We start from the raw sequence: 18795 nt of genomic DNA, 5'->3' as shown, positions 1-18795 counted from the left end.
TTTAATTTAACTCCTTTATGAATTTATTTATTACATCTTTAGTTAATCTCCATTCATTACATTTTTCTTTATAGTATTCTATTCCAAGTTTAGTTATCTTATAGTATTTACGACGTTTGCCAAAAGTCTCATCTCCATAAAATGATACAATATAACCATTTTTCTCAAGCCTAGTAAAAGCAGAGTAGAGTGTAGTTTCTTTTATTATATATTTATCGTCAGTAATAGATTTTATATTTTTTGATATCTCATAACCATACGAATCTCCTTCAAGAAGAATGCTTAAAATTATTGTGTCATTGTAACCACGAATAATATCACTACTAATCAATATAAACTCTCCTTTCGATTACTTTATCTGTCGTAGTAATTATATAATATCATAATTACTACGACAGGTAAAGTACTTTTTGGAAAAATATGAAATTATGATTAATATTGGATAAAGGAAAAGCAACACATAAGTGCTGCCTTTATTTAAAATTAGAATGTTAATTATAAAAATTCATCTAGTAATTTTTGTGCATCTGTAGGCTTCCATTGTCTATCAATAAGGTTATATCCAGATTTTAATACAGGATGAGATTCAGCATAAGTTTTCTTTGTTTCATCAATATAGAATATTCCTATTGGAATACCATCATCGCCAAATTCTTGTGTCTTTTTAAATGCTTCAATCTTATCTTTAGGATTATACGTTTCATCTAGTTTATAAACTCTATCCTTATACCATTTAAAAGTATTTATTTTATTAAAGGAAACACAAGGTTGAAGAATATCAATTAAAGCATAACCTTTATGATTTATAGCTTTCTTTAAAATTTCTTTTAGATGCTCTTTTTCTCCGGAGAAGCTTCTAGCTACAAAAGTTGCACCTAAACTTATAGCTAATGCTAATGGGTTTAGAGGATCAGTGTAAGTACCATCAAATTGCATTGAAGTTTTTTGTCCTCTTGCTGTAGTAGGAGAACCTTGTCCTTTTGTTAATCCATAGATTTGATTATTATGAACTAATTGAACAATATCAACGTTTCTCCTAATATTGTGTAAGAAGTGATTACCCCCTTCTCCATAAGCATCCCCATCACCAGAAGTTACAATAACTTTAAGATTTTTATTTACAATTTTAATAGCCTGAGCTGGAGGGAGAGCCCTACCATGAAGGCCATTAAAAACATTTGCTTTTAAATAATGAGGAGTTTTAGCAGCTTGACCTATACCTGACACCATAACTACTTCTTCAGGTAATAATCCTAATTCATATAAAGATTCTTTTATACAAGCTAATATAGCAAAGTTACCACAACCAGGACACCAAGTATTTTCATCATTACTGTTAAATGATTTTAATTCTATCATCTAAAAGTCCTCCTTTTCTAATTTATCTGAAATTTCACTACCTATTATTTGACGACCATCGTATTTCAATATACTAGAATCCATCAAAATACCTGTTTCTTGAGTTATCAATTTACCTAATTGTCCAGTAAAGTTTTGTTCAACATTAATTATTTTTTTTGCTTTATTTTTATATTTAATTAGCTTTTTCTTTGGAAGAGGATAAATATCTCCAAAGCTTAAAGCTCCTGTTTTAACACCTTTATCATTTAATAGTCTTACTGCATCTTTTAATGCACCATAAGTTGAACCCCATCCTACAAGAAGAATATCAATATCCTCATCACCAAAATATTCAGGTTCATCTAAATCATCTTCAATTGAAGTAAATTTTCTAAATCTCTTTTCCATTTGAGCATTTCTAACTTCGGCTGCCTCTGTAATATGTCCTGATTCAGTATGCTCATCACTATCCACTATAACAACTTGATTCTTTGATTTTCCAGGTATTAATCTTTCGGATATTCCACTTTCAGTAACTTTATATCTCTTATATTCTTCGGAAGGTACAATATCTTCTTCAGATAAAATATGTCTTTCTATTTTGACTTTATTTAAATCATACATAGGAATTGTTACATTAGAGTCTGCAGTGTATTGATCAGTTAATAAGAAGACTACAGTTTGATATTTATCTGCAAGGTTTAAAGCTTTAATAGTTTGAGTAAAAGCATCTTCAGCATTTCTTGCACATAATACAATTCTAGGGAATTCTCCATGGGATGCTGTTAAAATAAAACTTAAATCACTTTGTTCTGTTCTAGTAGGAAGTCCTGTAGCTGGACCTGGTCTTTGAGAATCTATAACAACTAATGGAATTTCAGCTATCCCTGCAAATCCTAATGATTCTACCATTAAAGAAAAACCTCCACCAGAACTACCAGTCATTGCACGAGCACCAGCATATGAAGCACCAATAGCAAAGTTTATTGCACTTATTTCATCTTCAGCTTGATCAACTACTATACCAACATCTTTTTGCTTTTTAGATAAATAAGTCATTACACTTGTAGCTGGAGTCATAGGATATGCAGAATAAAAATCTAATCCACCAGCAATAGCGCCAAGGGCAATTGCATTATTGCCATTTATCAATATATGATTTGATAAATCTTTTCCCTTAAGTACATATTTTGAATCTAATAAGTCATAACCTAGATGTATTGCTTCTATATTTTTACTTCTTATTGGCTCTTTTAATTTTTTACTAAATAATTCATCAACATCACCATGTAATGAAAAATATTTAAGTATTGCTCCAGCAGCTACAGAAGTAAATCCACGTGAAATTCCAAGGGTAGTAGCAGTTTTTAGTAATGGTAATTTTAGTGTTCTTTTATCGTCAAATTTAATTGATTCATCAACAATTATTTTTCCATCTTCTTTTAAATCTTTTATATGAGAAATAGCAGTATTTTCATCTAGGGCTAAAATTAAGTCTAAGTCATTTTTATGAGAATATATTGGAGCTGATACTCCAAATCTTATTTGAGTATAGTTATGCCCACCTCTGACTCTTGACATATAATCTTTATTAGAAAATACATATAATCCTTTTTTCTTTAAAGCTTTTTCAAGGAAGTCACTTACAGTATCCATACCTTGACCTGCACTACCACCTATTAAAATATTATAATCCAAATTTTTCACTCCATTTTAGTATTTTTTAATAATATATGAAATTAATTAAAATAATTGAATAATATAAAATTATAAAAATTCAAGTGAAAGGGAGTACGTATGAAAGTTATAGTTATAGGTGGTGGATGGTCTGGATGCCAAGCAGCACTTCAGGCAGTTAAATGTGGAGTAGATGTTGAGTTATATGAGAGAACAGATTTATTATTAGGCGTAGGTAATGTGGGTGGAATTATGAGAAATAACGGTAGATTTACAGCAGCAGAGGAATTAATAAATCTTGGTGCTGGTGAATTTATTAAAGTTATGGATTCAATTGTACTTCATAAAAATATGGAATTTCCAGGACATAAACATGCTTGGTTATGTGATGTAGGAAAGGCAGAACCTATTGTTAGAAAATATCTTTTAGATAAAGGTGTAAAGATATTTTTTAAAAGCAGAGTTGTAGATGTTAAAAAGAATGAAAATAAAATAGAATCTATAATATTATCTGATAAAAGTATAGTAAGTGGAGATGTATTTATAGAAACTACTGGGTCTACTGGCTCAATGCCTAATTGTGTTAAGTATGGACATGGATGTGCAATGTGTACACTTAGATGCCCAAGCTTTGGTTCAAGAGTAAGTATAAGTGAGAAAGCAGGATTAAAAGATATAGTAGGAAAAAGAAAAAATGGACTAAGTGGTGCAATGAGTGGGTCTTGTGAAATATCTAGAGATTCATTATCAGAGGATTTACTTGAAACTTTAAAGAAAGACGGCGTGGCTATTATTCCTATACCAAAAGAGGATATACATTTAGAAAAGTTAGAGAATAAAGTATGTCAGCAATATGCAACATTAGCTTTTGGAGAAAATGTTATATTATTAGATACAGGTCATATAAAGTTAATGACTTCACATTATCCTATAGATAAATTAAGAAAAATTAAGGGGCTAGAAAATGCAACATACATTGATCCAATAGCAGCTGGTAATGGAAATTCAATAAGATATCTTGCAGCTTCTAAAAGAGATAATAAGATGAGAGTGGATGGAATAGAAAATTTATTCTGTGCAGGTGAAAAATCTGGATTCTTTGTTGGTCACACAGAAGCAATGACAACTGGAGCTTTAGCAGGATTTAATGCAGCACAATATTTAAAGGGAAATGAATTATTAGAATTGCCAAGAGAATTAACTACTGGTGATATTATTGCATATGCAAATGATAAAATAGAAGAAGGTGATCTATATGAAAGACCAACTTTTTCAGGTGCTGAATATTTTGAAAGAATGAAGGAAACAGGTCTATATACTACTGATACAGATAAAGTTAAGGAAAGAGTTAAAAACTTAAATCTTATTGATATATTTAATGGAGAAAAATAAATATATAGTTTTAATTTTTTTGATAAAGGGATTTTTTCAATTAGTGAAAGAGTCCTTTTTTAAATTTAAAGATGATAGAAAAAATATATATAATCCTACTACATTTACTATATTAGTGATTAGCAGTCTGTAATGGCTAATTAGAATAAATTACTAAGTTTTACAATGATAACGATTACGTATATAATCGAGGTATAATGATAGGAGGTCATACCAATATGAGAATATTATATTATGATTGCTTTTCAGGAATAAGTGGAGATATGAATCTAGGAGCATTAGTTGATTTAGGAGTACCTAGTGAATATCTAATAAATGAGTTAAGTAAACTGAGTATAAAAGATGAATTTAAAATTAGTATAAAGAAATCAGTAAAACAAGGGATAACGGGAACTAGTGTAATGGTAGATGATAGCATTTCACACAATAACTTAGAAAATCATCATAATCATCACCATGGTAGAAGTTATAAAGATATAAAAGATATTATTTTAAATTCAAATCTAAATGATGATATAAAAATGTTAGCATTTAGAATATTTGATCAAGTAGCTATAGCTGAAGGTAAGGTACATAACAAAAATATAGATGAAGTTCATTTTCATGAAGTAGGAGCAGTAGATTCTATAGTTGATATTGTAGGTGCGGCTATTTGTATTGACTATTTTAAGGTGGATTTAATAATATCATCTCCAATAGAAGTAGGATATGGAACTTTAAAGTGTGCACATGGTATACTGCCAATTCCAGCTCCAGCTACAGCAGAAATATTAAAAGATGTTCCTATAGTTGCTAAAAATGCTCCTTTTGAAGCAACCACTCCAACTGGTGCAGCTATATTAAAGGCACTTGCATCTAAGTTTACATATGAAAAAGATATAGAAATAAAAAATATAGGGTACGGGTTAGGCTATAAAGATGGCGTAAATATGCCAAATGTCTTAAGAGTAATTATTGGTGAGAATAAAGAAACTTCTTCAAAAGAATATGTAGTAGAATGCAACATTGACGATATGATAGGAGAAGAATTTGAACTTCTTATGGAAAGATTATTTCAAAAGGGTGCATTAGATGTATTTTATACACCAATATTTATGAAAAAGGGAAGACCTGCATATAAATTATCAGTTATTTGCAACAATAAAAATTTAGACGAGCTAAAGAAAATAATTTTTCTTAACTCATCAACAATAGGGCTTAGACAATATGAAGTAGTAAGAGATAAGTTAAAGAGAAAAGAGAAAATTATTAAAAGTAAATTTGGAGATGTGCCAGTTAAGGTGGCATTCTATAAAGGAAAAGTATCAAATGTAAAGCCAGAATATGATGTTTGTAAAAAGATAGCCAAAGCAAGATGTGTTTCATTAGGAGAAGTTAGAAGAGAAGCAATAAAATCATATTCCGATAATAAATCTTTAAATATTAAATATGAGTCTCATAATAAAATGAATAACTTAAAGAATTATATAAAAGAATTAGGAAAAGTAGCTATAGCATTTTCAGGGGGAGTAGATAGTACATTTCTTGTTAAAGTATGCAAAGATGTTTTAAAAGAAAATGCTATTGCAATAACAATTTCATCTCCATATACTCCAAAATGGGAAATTGAAGAGGCAAAGAAACTAACATCTTCACTAGAAATTGAACATATAATTATAGACATGCCTATTATAGAAGAAATTAAATTTAATCCAAAGGATAGATGTTACAAGTGTAAGAAAAAAGTTTTTTCTAAAATTATAGAAAAAGCAAGTAGTCTTGGAATAGATAATGTAATTGATGGAACTAATAAAGATGATGAGAGTGATTATAGACCAGGGATGGTAGCTTTAAAGGAACTAAAAATAAAAAGTCCATTATTAGAGTTAGATTTTAAAAAAGATGATATAAGAGAATATTCTAAAGAGTTGAATCTTTCAACTTGGAATAAGCCAGCCTATGCTTGCTTATTAACTAGATTACAAATTGGAGATGAAATTACAGAAGAGAAATTAGATAAAACAGAAAAAGCAGAAGTGTTTATTTCATCATTAGGAATTAAAGGAGTTAGAGTTAGAAATCACGGGGAACTTGCAAGGATTGAAGTTCAACCAAATGATATTGAAAAGATTTTAGATAAAGAGATTCTACAAGCTATAGCACTAGAATTAAAGTCTCTTGGATATAAATATATAACATTAGATATAGAAGGATATAAGGTTGGTAGTTTAAATTAGAGGAATAGAGGTAGAAATATGGACAAGCAATCTTTAGAGAATTTACTTAAAGCTGTAAAAGAAGATGAAGTTTCTATTAATGATGCTTTAGAAGAGCTTACGACATTACCCTTTACAGACTTAGGATATGCAAAGATAGATAATCATAGAGAACTAAGAAATGGTTATCCAGAAGTTATTTACTGTGAGGGTAAGACTAAAAAACAAGTTGTTGGAATAATTGAAAATATGCTTTTAAGAAATAATAGTATATTAGCAACTAGGGCAAATGAAGATATGTATAATGCAGTTCTTTCAATATGTAGCGATGCTAAATTTAATGAGCTTGGAAGAACAATAACCATAGAAAGATCCACTAAAAAAGTTACTAATTCGTATATAGCAATAGTAACTGCTGGAACATCTGATATACCAGTAGCGGAAGAGGCAGCTGTTACTTGTGAGATATTTGGTAATAGAGTAGAGAGAGTATATGATGTTGGAGTTGCAGGTATACACAGATTGTTTGATAGGCTAGATATTTTGCGTGGTGCAAAGGTTTTAATAGTAATTGCAGGAATGGAAGGTGCTTTAGCTAGTGTAGTTGGTGGGCTTGTAGATAAACCAATAATAGCTGTACCAACTAGCGTTGGATATGGAGCTCATTTCAATGGACTAGCTCCATTACTTACAATGCTAAATAGCTGTGCTAGTGGAGTTACTGTTGTTAATATAGATAATGGTTTTGGTGCGGCTTACACTGCAAGTATGATAAATAAACTTTAATAAGATACCCATAAAATTTATTTAATATAAAAATACATAATGATAAGGAGTTGTTAATATGGCAAATTTTAAAATACCATATCATACTAAAATGATGAGTATAGAAGTGGATGATAACAATCTTGCTGGAGTTCTAGAATCTAAGGCTGATGAATATAAGACTGAGTTAACAGAGCAAGAAATAGTTGAAAAAGCTTTAGATAATCCTATTGGAAGTGAAAGATTAGAAGACTTAGTAAAGGGAAAAAAGGACATGGTTATAATAACTAGTGACCACACAAGACCTGTACCAAGTAAAGTTACAATGCCTATTCTTTTAAGAAGGATAAGAGAAGTGAATCCAGATATAGATATAAAAATATTAATAGCTACAGGTTTCCATAGACCTACTACAAGAGAAGAACTTATAAATAAGTTTGGGGAAGAAATAGTAGAAAATGAAAATATAATTATTCATGTATCAACAGATGAAAATATGTTAGTAAATGTGGGAAAACTTCCATCAGGTGGAGATTTAGTTTTAAATAAGTATGCAATGGAAGCTGAACTTCTTATTGCGGAAGGATTTATAGAATCTCATTTCTTTGCAGGCTTTTCAGGAGGAAGAAAGAGCATATTACCAGGAGTAGCATCTGCAACAACTATAATGGCAAATCATTGTGGAGAATTTATATCAAGCCCACATGCAAGAACAGGTAAGCTTTGTCATAATCCAATCCATAAGGATATGTTATATGCAGCTAAAAAGGCTAATTTAGCATTCATATTAAATGTTGTAATAGATAGTGAAAAGAAAGTTATAAATGCTTTTGCAGGAGATAGTGAAAAGGCACATAAGGAAGGATGTAAATTTGTACTTGAACTTTCAGAAGTTAAAAAGGTAGATTGTGATATTGCAATAGTAACCAATGGAGGTCATCCTCTAGATCAAAATATATATCAAGCAGTAAAAGGAATGACTGCTGCTGAGGCTACATGTAATCCAGGTGGAGTAATAATCATGGTAGCAGCTTGTGAAGATGGTCATGGTGGACAATCATTTTATGATAATCTAGCAAATGCTACATCACCTAGAGAGCTTTTAGATAGAATAGCAAAAGTGCCTAGAAATGAGACTGTACCAGATCAATGGGAGTTCCAAATACTTGCTAGAATACTTGATAAGTATACAGTATTTATAGTTACAGATATGTGTGATCCTAAAATGATAGAAAGTATGCACATTAATCATGCATATACTTTTGAAGAAGCATTAGATAAAGCTTACAAACTTAAAGGAAGAGATGCAAAGGTTGCATTAATACCTGATGGTGTATCAGTAATAGTTAGATAATTTTATAAAGTTATTAGCAAAGTATGTTAATAAATAAACCTTTTTAGAAATAGATTGTGGATAATATAAAAAGACATTTACTATATTTTATAGCAAATGTCTTTTTATATTATTTAAATACTTTTATACGTTCTTCTAAAGGTCTAAAACTCTTTCCATCAGGTTCAGCTGTTGGGTTACCAAAAGGCATTTCGCCAATTAACTTCCAATCATCTGGAATATTAAAAGTCTTTTTAACTTCTTCATCTATAAGGGGGTTATAGTGTTGAAGTGATACCCCAAGTCCTTCGTGTTCTAGTGATGTCCAAACAACATATTGAAGCATTCCATTTGATTGTTCTGCCCATACAGGGAAATTATCTTTGTAAAGTTCAAATTGTGATTGAAGAGATTTTGTTATGCTAGTGTCTTCAAAAAATAAAACTGTCCCATGACCATTTTTAAAGGAATTTATTTTATTTTCAGTAGAAGAAAAGCTATCTTCAGGTACAATTTTTCTTAAAGTTTCTTTAGTAATATCCCACAATTTATCGTGATTTTCTCCAAATAAAATAACTACAGTAGCACTTTGAGAATTAAATGCAGAAGGTGTGTATTTTACAGCTGCATTTATAACTTCCTCAATTCTTTCATCTGATATTTTAGAATCTTTACCTATACCATAGTAAGTACGTCTATTTTTTAGAATTTCATAAAAATCTTTTTCCATATAATTACTCCTCTCAATATTTATTAAAAATAATTCTATATTATATCTTATACAGTTACTATATATATTATTTGAAGTTTTGATGAATAATAATATAAGGAAAAATTAGTATTTTAGAGAGTAGCTAAAACATATGGGTTATTTAGGAAAATGAAAAATATAATTTGGATTTTAGAAAAAACATAATAGAAATGATATAATTATAAAAGACTTAAAAGGTATGTTGTTTTATATACTAATAAAATAAACATAGAGAGGAAAAGATAACATTTGAATATGAAGCGTAAGACTAGAAGAACAATAATTATTATATTAGCATTAGCAATTTTGGGTACAAGCTCTATTTATGAAATTAAAAAAATTAATAACAAAAAATCAGTTGATGCAAATAAAGTAATGGCAAAAGAAACAAAATCAGAAAATAAAACTAATAATGATAGTGAAAGATTTAAAGATATAGATAAACAGATACAAGATGTAATTGAGAGAGATACAAAAGGGACGGATATGGGAGTATTTTTTGAAGATTTGAGTACTGGAAAAGTTAGCATGAAAAATGATAATAAAAATTATATTGCAGCAAGTACTATAAAAGTAGCATTAGTGATGAAAGTAGCTGATTTAATGCATGCAGGTAAAGTAGATGAAAATGCTAGCATAATGTATACACCAAAGTGTGATGAAAGTGGGACTGGTGTATTACAGTATGAAAGAGAGAAATTAAAAGAACCAATAAAATGTAAGGAATTAATGAAACTAGCAATAGAACATTCTGATAATATTGCAACTAATATGTTGTGGATAAAATATAATGGAGTAGATGATTATATAAAAAATACAGTCAATGTAACTAGAAAAAAGGGAAATAATTATTTGACTGCTAGAACTCAAGCTCTTTTACTAGAAAGATTATATAAAAATCCAGATAAAAATCCTATTTACAATGAGATAATTAAATGGATGAAAAATACTGAATTCCACGATAGGCTTGATAAATATATTCCTTATGAGAAAGTTGCACATAAGGTTGGAGATAATGAGGAGTACATACATGATACGGGGATTGTTTATACGAAGTCACCATACATATTAGTAGTTTATAGTAAAGGAGAAGATCCAGAAAAAATAGCGAAACTTTCAAAAGATATATATAATATAGAAAAAAAAAGATAATGATAAATGTTGATGATATAAAAAACTTGTGTACTTAGAAATACACAAGTTTTTTTATTAATTAGAAGTTAATCTATATCATATTTTTTATATTTTTAAATTAAGATAATGTTTTTTAGAAAAAGCTAGTTAAATCAATTTTATTACTATAAAGTATTATTTAAATATATTATGATAAGCAGTTTTTATAGTATTTTTATCTAAGGGATCTTTAATTAATTTATTTAATAACTCAATATTTTCTTTGTTTGAAAGCTTTTCAAAAAATGAAGTATCGTAGTTTAATGTAGCATCATGTAATCTAGATATTAATACATTCAAACTTTCAGCTTGTGTTTCATCATCATATCCACTAAATTTATCGTCTATTAAGGAGCTCATAGAATATGCTTTAGATATAGATGAAAGAGCTATATTATATGCTTTTTTATTGTCAGTAATCTTAGAAAAGTCTATTGATATAAACCTTTTTAAATCGTTAGTAAAAGTAGAGTTTATTGTTTTCTCAAATTTATTTAATTTTATTGTTTGAGTTATGCAAGCCACTATAACTAAAAATGTTACTATAGACATAACAAAAATACTTATTTTCTTTTTCATAAATAAAAAAATCCCCCTTAGATAAAATGTTAAAATAATTATATCATGAATAATTTGTAACTTATACCATTATAATGAATGATAAATATATATAATTTAGTAAAAAATAAATTGTATTATATTTTTTTATAATATTTAAGATTTTAAGGAAAAATAATAAAAAGAAAAAATAATATTAGCAAAATAAAGAAAATACTGTTATAATATCAGAAATTAATGTATTATAAGTAAATATTTATATATTAATTAAAAAGTTTTTTAGAGGAGGCGCTAATTTGAATAAAAAAATATTATACAGAATAATTGCTATACTACTATATGGATTTTTAGCAGGAATAGGTATTAATTTCTTTTTAACACCTGCACATATTTATTCAGGTGGAGTTACAGGTTTATCACAGTTATTATCATCAATTGGAACTGATTTTTTAAATATTAATATAGATATATCAACTTGGGTATTAGTAATTAACTTACCTCTTGTTTATTTATCTTGGAGAAAACTTGGAAAGAAATTCACATTCTATACTTTACTTGCAATACTTTCATCATCATTATTTATAAGAATAATTCCAAATGCAGTTATTACAGATAATTCACTTTTAGCTGCTATCTTTGGAGGACTTTTAACTGGCGCTGGAGTTGGACTTTGCTTTAGGGCAGGTTTTTCAACAGGAGGAACAGATATTATAGTATTAGTTGTTCAAAAGCTTACAGGAAAATCTGTTGGACAACTTGGATTTTTATTAAATGGAGTAATTGTATCTCTTGCAGGAATTATGTATGGATGGGAACTTGCATTATATAGTTTGGTTGCTATTTTTGCAACAACAAAAATAATGGATTTATTTTATATTCAACAATATAAATTAACAGTTACAATATTCACTAAAAAAGAAAAAGAAATAGTTGAAAGTTTAATAAAAGGACATACAAGAGGTGTAACAGTTAATCCAAATTTATATGGTGGATATACTAAAGAACCGTTAACTGCAATAGTTACAGTTATATCAAAACATGAATTATTTTTTGTTAAAAAGAATGTATTAGATATAGATCCAGATGCGTTTGTTAATGTTCAACCTACAGCAGATGTAATAGGGAAATTTGCTGAAAATTCAGTTTTATAATAAGTTTAAAAAGGGGATGTTTAAAAACATCCCCTTAAACTATTTAAATATTATATTTCTACTACTTTAGCACATACACCATCTAATGAATTTAAATCTTCTTTTAAAGTATCAATATCCTCTTTATTATCTGAAAGAAGATCTAAAATAATTAATCCAGCTCTAGAACATGTATCATTTGTTGCTTCATGAATTCCAAGTCTTGTCTTTATAATACATCCATGTTTAGTTAAAATCTCTTGAACTGTTGGTGCAATCTTATTTCTTGTTGAAACCTTTATTACCATAATTGAAAACATAAAAAAACCTCCTAAAATATACTCTAACAATATACTTCTATATTATAAGTAAAAAACCTTTATATAATACGTAAAGTTCATTATATGTATATATAAATTTACAGAAAAATAAAAAAAGAATATTATATAGATATATATTAGAATGCTAGGAGGAGAATAGAAGATGACAAAACCGTCAGAATATCATAAACAAGGTTATACATGTGCTGAGGCAATAATAAAGTCATATAATGAAGAGCATAGTACAGATATACCAGTTGCATTAGGAAGTGGAATGGGGACAGGCGTAACTGTCGGAAGCCTATGTGGTGCTGTAAATGCGTCAGTTTTAATAATTGGATATATAAAGGGGAGAAATAGTAAGATTGAAGAAAATGAAGCTAGAACATATTCAAGAGAGCTTATGACAAGAATTAGAGAAAAATATAGTTCAGAAATTTGTTTAGATTTAAAGAGAAGTAAAGTAGGATGTGGTGAAATAATAGATTTCTCCTATGATGCTTTAAATGATTTATTAAATAGTTCAAAATAAATAATAAAAAACAACTCATATATGTAAGAATATATGAGTTGTTTTTTACTTTAAAATTTAATTTTCCATAAAAATCGCTTGTTTATTTCTATAAGGGTATGTTTTTATGGATTCAGAGTCTAGATTTTCTTTAAAAATATTAATAGCTGTAATTTGGCTATTGTCATAATCAGTATAATAATAAGTTCCACTTTCACAGCACATTACAGAAGTATATAAAGTTATATCTTCACTTCCGTTAGACTTTTTCACAGCTCCTTTTGGTATACTACAATTAGATAATATATGGAACATTGCAGTTACCCCATCTATTTCAGTATCTATATTTGTAATACTGTCTTTTAAATAGCAAGCTCTAACAAAACGTGAAGGTGATGTGAAATCTCCTGGTAGTCCAAAAGTTCCAGTTCCTTGACTTAGTGGATTTAAAGTTAAATCTTCAAATTTAGTACTAGAAAGTTGGTTAGGAGTTATGCCTATATATTGTTTTAAATTTGTTAGATGCCAATTAAAATTTGGTGAATTTGTCATAACACCAACAGGATTATCAAGTACATCTAATCCATTAGAATTTTTCTCAATAACAATACTTTTACATGAACCATCTGAAACTATCCAGTGAAGAGGTGGTGCTATACCAAGTAGTGAAAGTTTAGAATCAACAATATTTAAATTTTTTAAAGCTGATTTTACTTCCTCTATAGATTCAAATCTTGATAAAATCCATAGAACAATATCATAAGGCGCAACATTTTCTTTATTTTCTAAAAGTTCTTTTTCATATTCTGTATATCCAGGTAAGTAAAGTGTTGCACACATTAATCCTTTTTCATTTAATCCATCAGCTAATACAGGATTATTATTTAAAATAGAACCCATTCCTAAGCAAGCATACTTTGTTTTTTTATTTGAATTATCAATAATATTTTTTACAGTATAGTTTCTTGGAATAAAATGAACTGATTGATTAAGTTCAATTGCAAAATCCATATTACGACCAAGTAGATGATTATTATCTTTTGTTTTTAAAGTTAAACTTGTACACATATTAATCACTTCCTAAAGAAATTCAATTTATAATATAATCTTACATCTATGATATAATTAAGTAAAATTAAAATAACTTAACTATTAGTTAAGTAAAACTTAACAAAGAGGTAATATAATATGAATTTTGAACAACTCAGCATTATAACTACATTATCTGAGGAAAAAAACTTTTCAAGAACAGCAAATAGACTACATTTAACTACTTCAGCAGTAAGTCAAGCAGTTTCGTCTTTAGAAAAAGAACTTGGAGTAACAATATTTGAACGTTCAAAAAAAGGAAAATTTTCTACTACAAAAGGTCAATATATAATAAAAAAAGCATATATAATTTTAGAAAATAAACAAGATATTTTTACATATGTAAATAATAAAAATAGTTTTCCAAAGCTTAAAATAAATATTGGGTGTATTCCAGGTATTAATTATTTACTAATTAAAGCAATTCAGTTTTTAGAAAGAGAATTTCCATTTATACAAGTTTCAATTGATGAACAAAATACTCAAAACTTAATAGCAGCATTAAGGGAAGAAAAGTACGATTTTTCATTACTTGCTTTTTCAGATAATATAGAAAATCATAATTTAAACTATAATATGAAAAAAATAGTAGATGGGTCATTTTACTTTTCAGTAAATAAAGAATCACAACTAGCAAACTATAATGTTTTAGATTATGAAACTATAATAAATGAGCCTATAGCAATATATGAAGATAAGTTTTTATTAAATTATATAAGTCATATGGAAAATAAAACTGGTAAATCAGCTCATATATTATTTAAGACAAATAATTTTGCATCCATAATAAATAGTATAGATGAAAATATGGCAATTTCCTTTGGTCCTTCATATGCAATAATAAATGATTTTTACAATAATTTAAGAGATATAAAATTAATACCTGCAATAGAAGATAGAGATACAATAAGTCCAGCATTATGGTTTTTAAAAACTAAAAATAGTTCTTTAAATGAAATTGGGGATGAGCTATACAAATTTATAAAAAATAATATAAATACTATTTAAAATATAAACACTTGACTTAAAGTATACTCTAAGGGCTATACTAATTTTAAATAATATAATCTATGGGAAAAAATAGATGATTTATACTGAGGAGGAACTTTAAATGAATAATTTTGATTTTTATAATCCAACTAAAATAGTATTTGGTAAAGACCGTTTAGAAGAATTAGATAATTTAATCCCTAAAGATGCTAAGGTTTTAGTTCTTTATGGTGGAGGAAGTGTTAAAAAGTTTGGTACTTTAGATAAGGTATTAAATGGGCTTAAAGACCGTAAGGTTATTGAATTCTCAGGAATAGAAGCAAATCCAAGATATGAAACTTTAATGAAAGCTGTAGAAGTAGTAAAAAAAGAAAATATAGACTTTTTACTAGCAGTTGGTGGTGGATCAGTAATGGATGGAACAAAATTTGTTTCATTAGCATCACAATATGATGGGGAAAATGCATTAGATTTATTAAGAGATAGAATGGCAGCTTATGACTTAACTAAAGCATTACCACTTGGTACTGTAGTTACACTACCAGCTACAGGTTCAGAAATGAATTGTGGTGGAGTTATAAACTCATCTATTGGTAAAAGAGGCTTTAGAAATCCATTAGTATTTCCAAAGTTCTCATTCTTAGATCCAACATTAACATTCTCATTACCAAAAAGACAAGTAGCTAATGGTGTTGTAGATACATTTATACACGTATTAGAACAATATGCAACATATCCAGTGGACGGAAGATTCCAAGATAGAACTGCAGAAGGAATACTTAAAACATTAATAGAAATCGGACCAAAAACAATAGAAAATCCAACTGATTATGATTTAAGAGCAAATCTTGTTTGGTGTGCTACAATGGGTCTAAATGGATTAATAGGAGCTGGAGTTCCACAAGACTGGGCAACTCATATGATAGGACATGAACTTACTGCAAAGTTTGGAATAGATCACGGTAGAACTTTAGCAATAATATTACCTTCTCTTTGGAATGTAATGAGAGAACAAAAGAAAGAAAAATTACTTCAATATGGAGAAAGAGTATTAAATATAACATCAGGAACAGAAGAAGAAAGAATAGATTTAGCTATTTCTAAAACAAGAGAATTCTTTGAAAGTCTTGGTATAAAAACTAGACTTTCAGATTATGGTGTAGATGAAAGTAGTATAGATGATTTAGTTAAGCAATTAGAAGAGCATAAAATGAGTGCTATTGGAGAAGATGGAATAGTAACTTTAGATTTAAGCCGTAAAATTTTACAGGGTGCACTATAATAAGATAATATTAAGACAATAGATAGATTAGGTATAATTAAAAATCTATTTATGGTTTTTATTTTGTTCAATTAAATTAAATATAGAGTAAAGGAAGAACGTTTATTTAGAGTTAGACGTTCTTTTTTTATTTGAATAAAAACAAAAGATTCTATTGACAAAGTCTAATAAAAGGAATAATATAGTTTGCATAGAAACTAATTTGTTTGCGTGCGAACGAATTTGAAGGTTTAGGAGATGAGATTATGGATTTAAAAAAATATATATTTAGGGTAAATAAAAGAACTTTATTATTGATTGCAGGAATTGTTTGGATGTTTGCAGGATTTAGAGTATTAACTTTAGGTGGTGAAGATATACAAAGTAATCATGGAAAATGGATTATTAGTTTAATATTTGCAGCTGTTATATTTTATATATTCTTTAAGTTTATTTTTAGTAAAATGTTTAAAAAACATACTACTAGAATTGTGAATAGTAAATTAGAAAAACATTGTATATTTTCATTTTTTGATATAAAGAGTTATTTAATAATGGGATTTATGATTTCCTTTGGAATAACTATAAGGAGTTTAAAATTAATTAATCCTGTTTATATAGGAACATTTTATATGGGATTAGGATTTGCATTGTTTATGGCAGGAGTATTTTTCTTAATAAGTTCATTAAAATTTGAAAATACTAAAATTAAATATAGCAATTAAATTTTGGAGGTATATAAATATGAAATACGATTCTTTTGAGATAGCAATGCTTATAAAAGAGATATATGCAAATACTATGGGGATAGTTAGTGAAAATTTAAAAGAAAGTGGATTTACTAATCAACAAATTATGGTTATAAAATTAATTGCTCATAATGGACAAGTTACTATATCACAGTTATGTGACGAAATGTTTTTAGCTAAAGGAACGGTATCAGGAATAGTAAAAAGATTAGAAGAAGCCGGCTATGTTAAAAAAATTAAGAATGAAGATGATAAGAGAAATACTTATGTGACTTTCTCAGATAAAGGAATGGAATTTGCTAAAAAATTTAGAAATGATATTAATAAAAGTTTTGATGAAATATTTAGAAACTTCACAGAAGAAGAAATTGTAGAAGTAAAAAGTAACTTAATAAAATTAAGAAATAAAATTAAAGAATAAGTAAGACTAAAGGAGAAAATTAAAATGAGTGGAAAATTAATATTTGCAATTATTACAATTACCTTAGCTTTAATATTTTATACTATAGGTGTATGGTCAGAGAGAAAAGCTAATACTTTAAAAAAGTGGCATGTAATTGTATTTTGGATAGGTTTATTATTTGATACTACAGGTACAATGACTATGGAGAGTATTGCAGGAACAGGAAATATGTCAATTTCATCAACTCAACTTGCTATTCATGGTATAACAGGAGCATTAGCAATAATATTAATGTTATTCCATGCAGTATGGGCAACTTGGGTCCTATATAAAAATGATGAAAAGAAGAAAGCAATATTCCATAAGTTTAGTATAGCAGTATGGTTTATATGGTTAGTACCTTATATAATAGGTATGATTATAGGGATGTCATAATATTATATTAACTTTTAGAATTAAATATAATATGTAAAAAGGATAATTCGGTAATGAATTATCCTTTTTATAAAATTTAAAAACAGGTATTGATAGTTATTATAAAAAAATATATTAATTAAATTCAAATAATTGTAAATGAAAAGGCTATAATTGACTTATAAATACACGTAATATAATATATTATGATAGTAATTATAATTAAGGAGGGGGTAGATTTGAAGTATACAATTAAAGATGTATCAGAGAAAACTAACTTACCGGCATATACAATTAGGTATTATGAAAAGGAAGGACTCCTACCGATAATTAAAAGGAATGATTCAGGAAATAGGGTTTTTTCAAGTGAAGATTTAGAGTGGATTTTAACAATATGTTGTTTAAAAAATACAGGTATGCATATAAAAGATATAAAAACTTATATGGAGTTAAAAAAAGAAGGAGATTCAACTTTAGAAGTTAGAAGAAAAATAGTAAATAAACATAAAAATAATATAGAAAATGAAATAGCTAAGTTAAAAGAAGAACTTCAAAAAATAAATAAAAAAGTTGAATATTATGATATTGCTTGCAAAGATGGAACAGAAAAATTAGTAAAAAATAAGTGCAATTTTGAAAAAATAAGAATAAATGATTAATCTTGTTTTTAGATATGAAAAATTTTTTTTAATAATAATTAATTGTTAATCTTATCAAATTGAAAATTAATAGTTCAAAGAGAA

General features: G+C 27.7%; 20 protein-coding genes and 1 pseudogene. 14 read left to right on the top strand and 7 right to left on the bottom strand.

Translation table 11 applies throughout. The annotated features are described in order from the left end of the window. Position 1 precedes the first annotated feature (1 nt). The 3 genes from ACZ5TJ_RS12065 to ACZ5TJ_RS12055 form a co-directional block, all read right to left on the bottom strand. Positions 2–331 carry a PadR family transcriptional regulator gene (locus ACZ5TJ_RS12065; protein WP_464200037.1) on the bottom strand — a complete coding sequence of 110 codons (330 nt, stop codon included), beginning with the start codon at positions 329–331 and terminating at the stop codon, positions 2–4. A gap of 164 nt (positions 332–495) precedes the next feature. Continuing rightward, on the bottom strand, positions 496–1359 hold the full coding sequence (locus tag ACZ5TJ_RS12060; RefSeq protein ID WP_464200035.1) for a thiamine pyrophosphate-dependent enzyme: 864 nt from the start codon (positions 1357–1359) through the stop codon (positions 496–498). Then, positions 1360–3039, bottom strand: a complete 1680-nt coding sequence (locus tag ACZ5TJ_RS12055; protein ID WP_464200033.1) for a 2-oxoacid:acceptor oxidoreductase subunit alpha — start codon at positions 3037–3039, stop codon at positions 1360–1362. It lies immediately after the preceding gene. A 99-nt stretch (positions 3040–3138) separates the two neighbouring features. Here ACZ5TJ_RS12055 and ACZ5TJ_RS12050 point away from each other — a divergent pair, with 99 nt between their 5' ends. The 5 genes and pseudogenes from ACZ5TJ_RS12050 to larA all read left to right on the top strand — a co-directional run bounded on the left by ACZ5TJ_RS12050 (position 3139) and on the right by larA (position 8724). Next, positions 3139–4410, top strand: a complete 1272-nt coding sequence (locus ACZ5TJ_RS12050) for an FAD-dependent oxidoreductase (protein ID WP_464200031.1) — start codon at positions 3139–3141, stop codon at positions 4408–4410. 197 nt (positions 4411–4607) lie between these two features. Then, positions 4608–5726: pseudogene (gene larC, locus ACZ5TJ_RS12045) on the top strand (nickel pincer cofactor biosynthesis protein LarC); the annotation flags it as partial. Positions 5727–5855: 129 nt separating this feature from the next. Then, positions 5856–6626 (top strand): ATP-dependent sacrificial sulfur transferase LarE, encoded by a 771-nt coding sequence (larE, locus tag ACZ5TJ_RS12040; protein ID WP_464202331.1) that lies wholly within the window; start codon positions 5856–5858, stop codon positions 6624–6626. An 18-nt stretch (positions 6627–6644) separates the two neighbouring features. Continuing rightward, positions 6645–7391, top strand: coding sequence for a nickel pincer cofactor biosynthesis protein LarB (gene larB / locus ACZ5TJ_RS12035; protein ID WP_464200029.1), 747 nt, complete (start codon positions 6645–6647; stop codon positions 7389–7391). Positions 7392–7449: 58 nt separating this feature from the next. After that, positions 7450–8724 (top strand): nickel-dependent lactate racemase, encoded by a 1275-nt coding sequence (larA, locus tag ACZ5TJ_RS12030; RefSeq protein ID WP_464200027.1) that lies wholly within the window; start codon positions 7450–7452, stop codon positions 8722–8724. 109 nt (positions 8725–8833) lie between these two features. Here the strand turns inward: larA and ACZ5TJ_RS12025 are convergent, their stop codons facing one another. Further along, the gene (locus ACZ5TJ_RS12025; protein WP_464200025.1) at positions 8834–9433 is read right to left on the bottom strand and encodes a nitroreductase family protein; all 600 of its coding nucleotides are present in this window, start codon (positions 9431–9433) and stop codon (positions 8834–8836) included. Positions 9434–9709: 276 nt separating this feature from the next. Between ACZ5TJ_RS12025 and ACZ5TJ_RS12020 the strand changes: the two genes are divergently transcribed. After that, a complete protein-coding gene (locus ACZ5TJ_RS12020) occupies positions 9710–10606 on the top strand; it encodes a serine hydrolase (protein WP_464202329.1) in 897 nt (298 codons plus the stop codon). 156 nt (positions 10607–10762) lie between these two features. On the opposite strand, the gene ACZ5TJ_RS12015 is transcribed toward ACZ5TJ_RS12020, so the two are convergent. Then, positions 10763–11206, bottom strand: a complete 444-nt coding sequence (locus ACZ5TJ_RS12015; RefSeq protein ID WP_464200023.1) for a hypothetical protein — start codon at positions 11204–11206, stop codon at positions 10763–10765. A gap of 275 nt (positions 11207–11481) precedes the next feature. Here ACZ5TJ_RS12015 and ACZ5TJ_RS12010 point away from each other — a divergent pair, with 275 nt between their 5' ends. Next, a complete protein-coding gene (locus tag ACZ5TJ_RS12010; protein ID WP_464200022.1) occupies positions 11482–12336 on the top strand; it encodes a YitT family protein in 855 nt (284 codons plus the stop codon). Positions 12337–12386: 50 nt separating this feature from the next. Here ACZ5TJ_RS12010 and ACZ5TJ_RS12005 read toward each other — a convergent pair whose 3' ends face one another. Next, a complete protein-coding gene (locus ACZ5TJ_RS12005; RefSeq protein ID WP_464200021.1) occupies positions 12387–12635 on the bottom strand; it encodes a CPF_0552 family protein in 249 nt (82 codons plus the stop codon). Positions 12636–12798: 163 nt separating this feature from the next. Here ACZ5TJ_RS12005 and ACZ5TJ_RS12000 point away from each other — a divergent pair, with 163 nt between their 5' ends. Beyond that, positions 12799–13167: a C-GCAxxG-C-C family (seleno)protein gene (locus tag ACZ5TJ_RS12000; RefSeq protein ID WP_464200019.1), complete on the top strand. Its 369-nt coding sequence runs from the start codon at positions 12799–12801 to the stop codon at positions 13165–13167. Between the two features lie 57 nt (positions 13168–13224). Here ACZ5TJ_RS12000 and bsh read toward each other — a convergent pair whose 3' ends face one another. Continuing rightward, positions 13225–14214: a choloylglycine hydrolase gene (bsh, locus tag ACZ5TJ_RS11995; protein WP_464200017.1), complete on the bottom strand. Its 990-nt coding sequence runs from the start codon at positions 14212–14214 to the stop codon at positions 13225–13227. Between the two features lie 120 nt (positions 14215–14334). On the opposite strand from bsh, the gene ACZ5TJ_RS11990 reads away from it, so the two are divergent. The 6 genes from ACZ5TJ_RS11990 to ACZ5TJ_RS11965 all read left to right on the top strand — a co-directional run bounded on the left by ACZ5TJ_RS11990 (position 14335) and on the right by ACZ5TJ_RS11965 (position 18711). Further along, the gene (locus ACZ5TJ_RS11990; RefSeq protein ID WP_464200015.1) at positions 14335–15243 is read left to right on the top strand and encodes a LysR family transcriptional regulator; all 909 of its coding nucleotides are present in this window, start codon (positions 14335–14337) and stop codon (positions 15241–15243) included. A gap of 103 nt (positions 15244–15346) precedes the next feature. Further along, positions 15347–16507: an iron-containing alcohol dehydrogenase gene (locus ACZ5TJ_RS11985; protein ID WP_464200013.1), complete on the top strand. Its 1161-nt coding sequence runs from the start codon at positions 15347–15349 to the stop codon at positions 16505–16507. A gap of 245 nt (positions 16508–16752) precedes the next feature. Continuing rightward, on the top strand, positions 16753–17211 hold the full coding sequence (locus tag ACZ5TJ_RS11980) for a hypothetical protein (protein ID WP_045725314.1): 459 nt from the start codon (positions 16753–16755) through the stop codon (positions 17209–17211). 19 nt (positions 17212–17230) lie between these two features. Next, positions 17231–17656, top strand: coding sequence for a MarR family winged helix-turn-helix transcriptional regulator (locus ACZ5TJ_RS11975; RefSeq protein ID WP_464200009.1), 426 nt, complete (start codon positions 17231–17233; stop codon positions 17654–17656). Positions 17657–17680: 24 nt separating this feature from the next. Further along, a complete protein-coding gene (locus ACZ5TJ_RS11970) occupies positions 17681–18073 on the top strand; it encodes an HsmA family protein (protein WP_464200007.1) in 393 nt (130 codons plus the stop codon). 218 nt (positions 18074–18291) lie between these two features. Further along, the gene (locus tag ACZ5TJ_RS11965) at positions 18292–18711 is read left to right on the top strand and encodes a MerR family transcriptional regulator (protein ID WP_464200005.1); all 420 of its coding nucleotides are present in this window, start codon (positions 18292–18294) and stop codon (positions 18709–18711) included. Positions 18712–18795: the final 84 nt, after the last annotated feature.

The sequence above is a fragment of the Clostridium budayi genome, assembly GCF_055396605.1.
The sequence above is the reverse complement of the archived record's forward strand: the minus strand, read 5'-3'. Positions and strand labels throughout refer to the sequence as shown.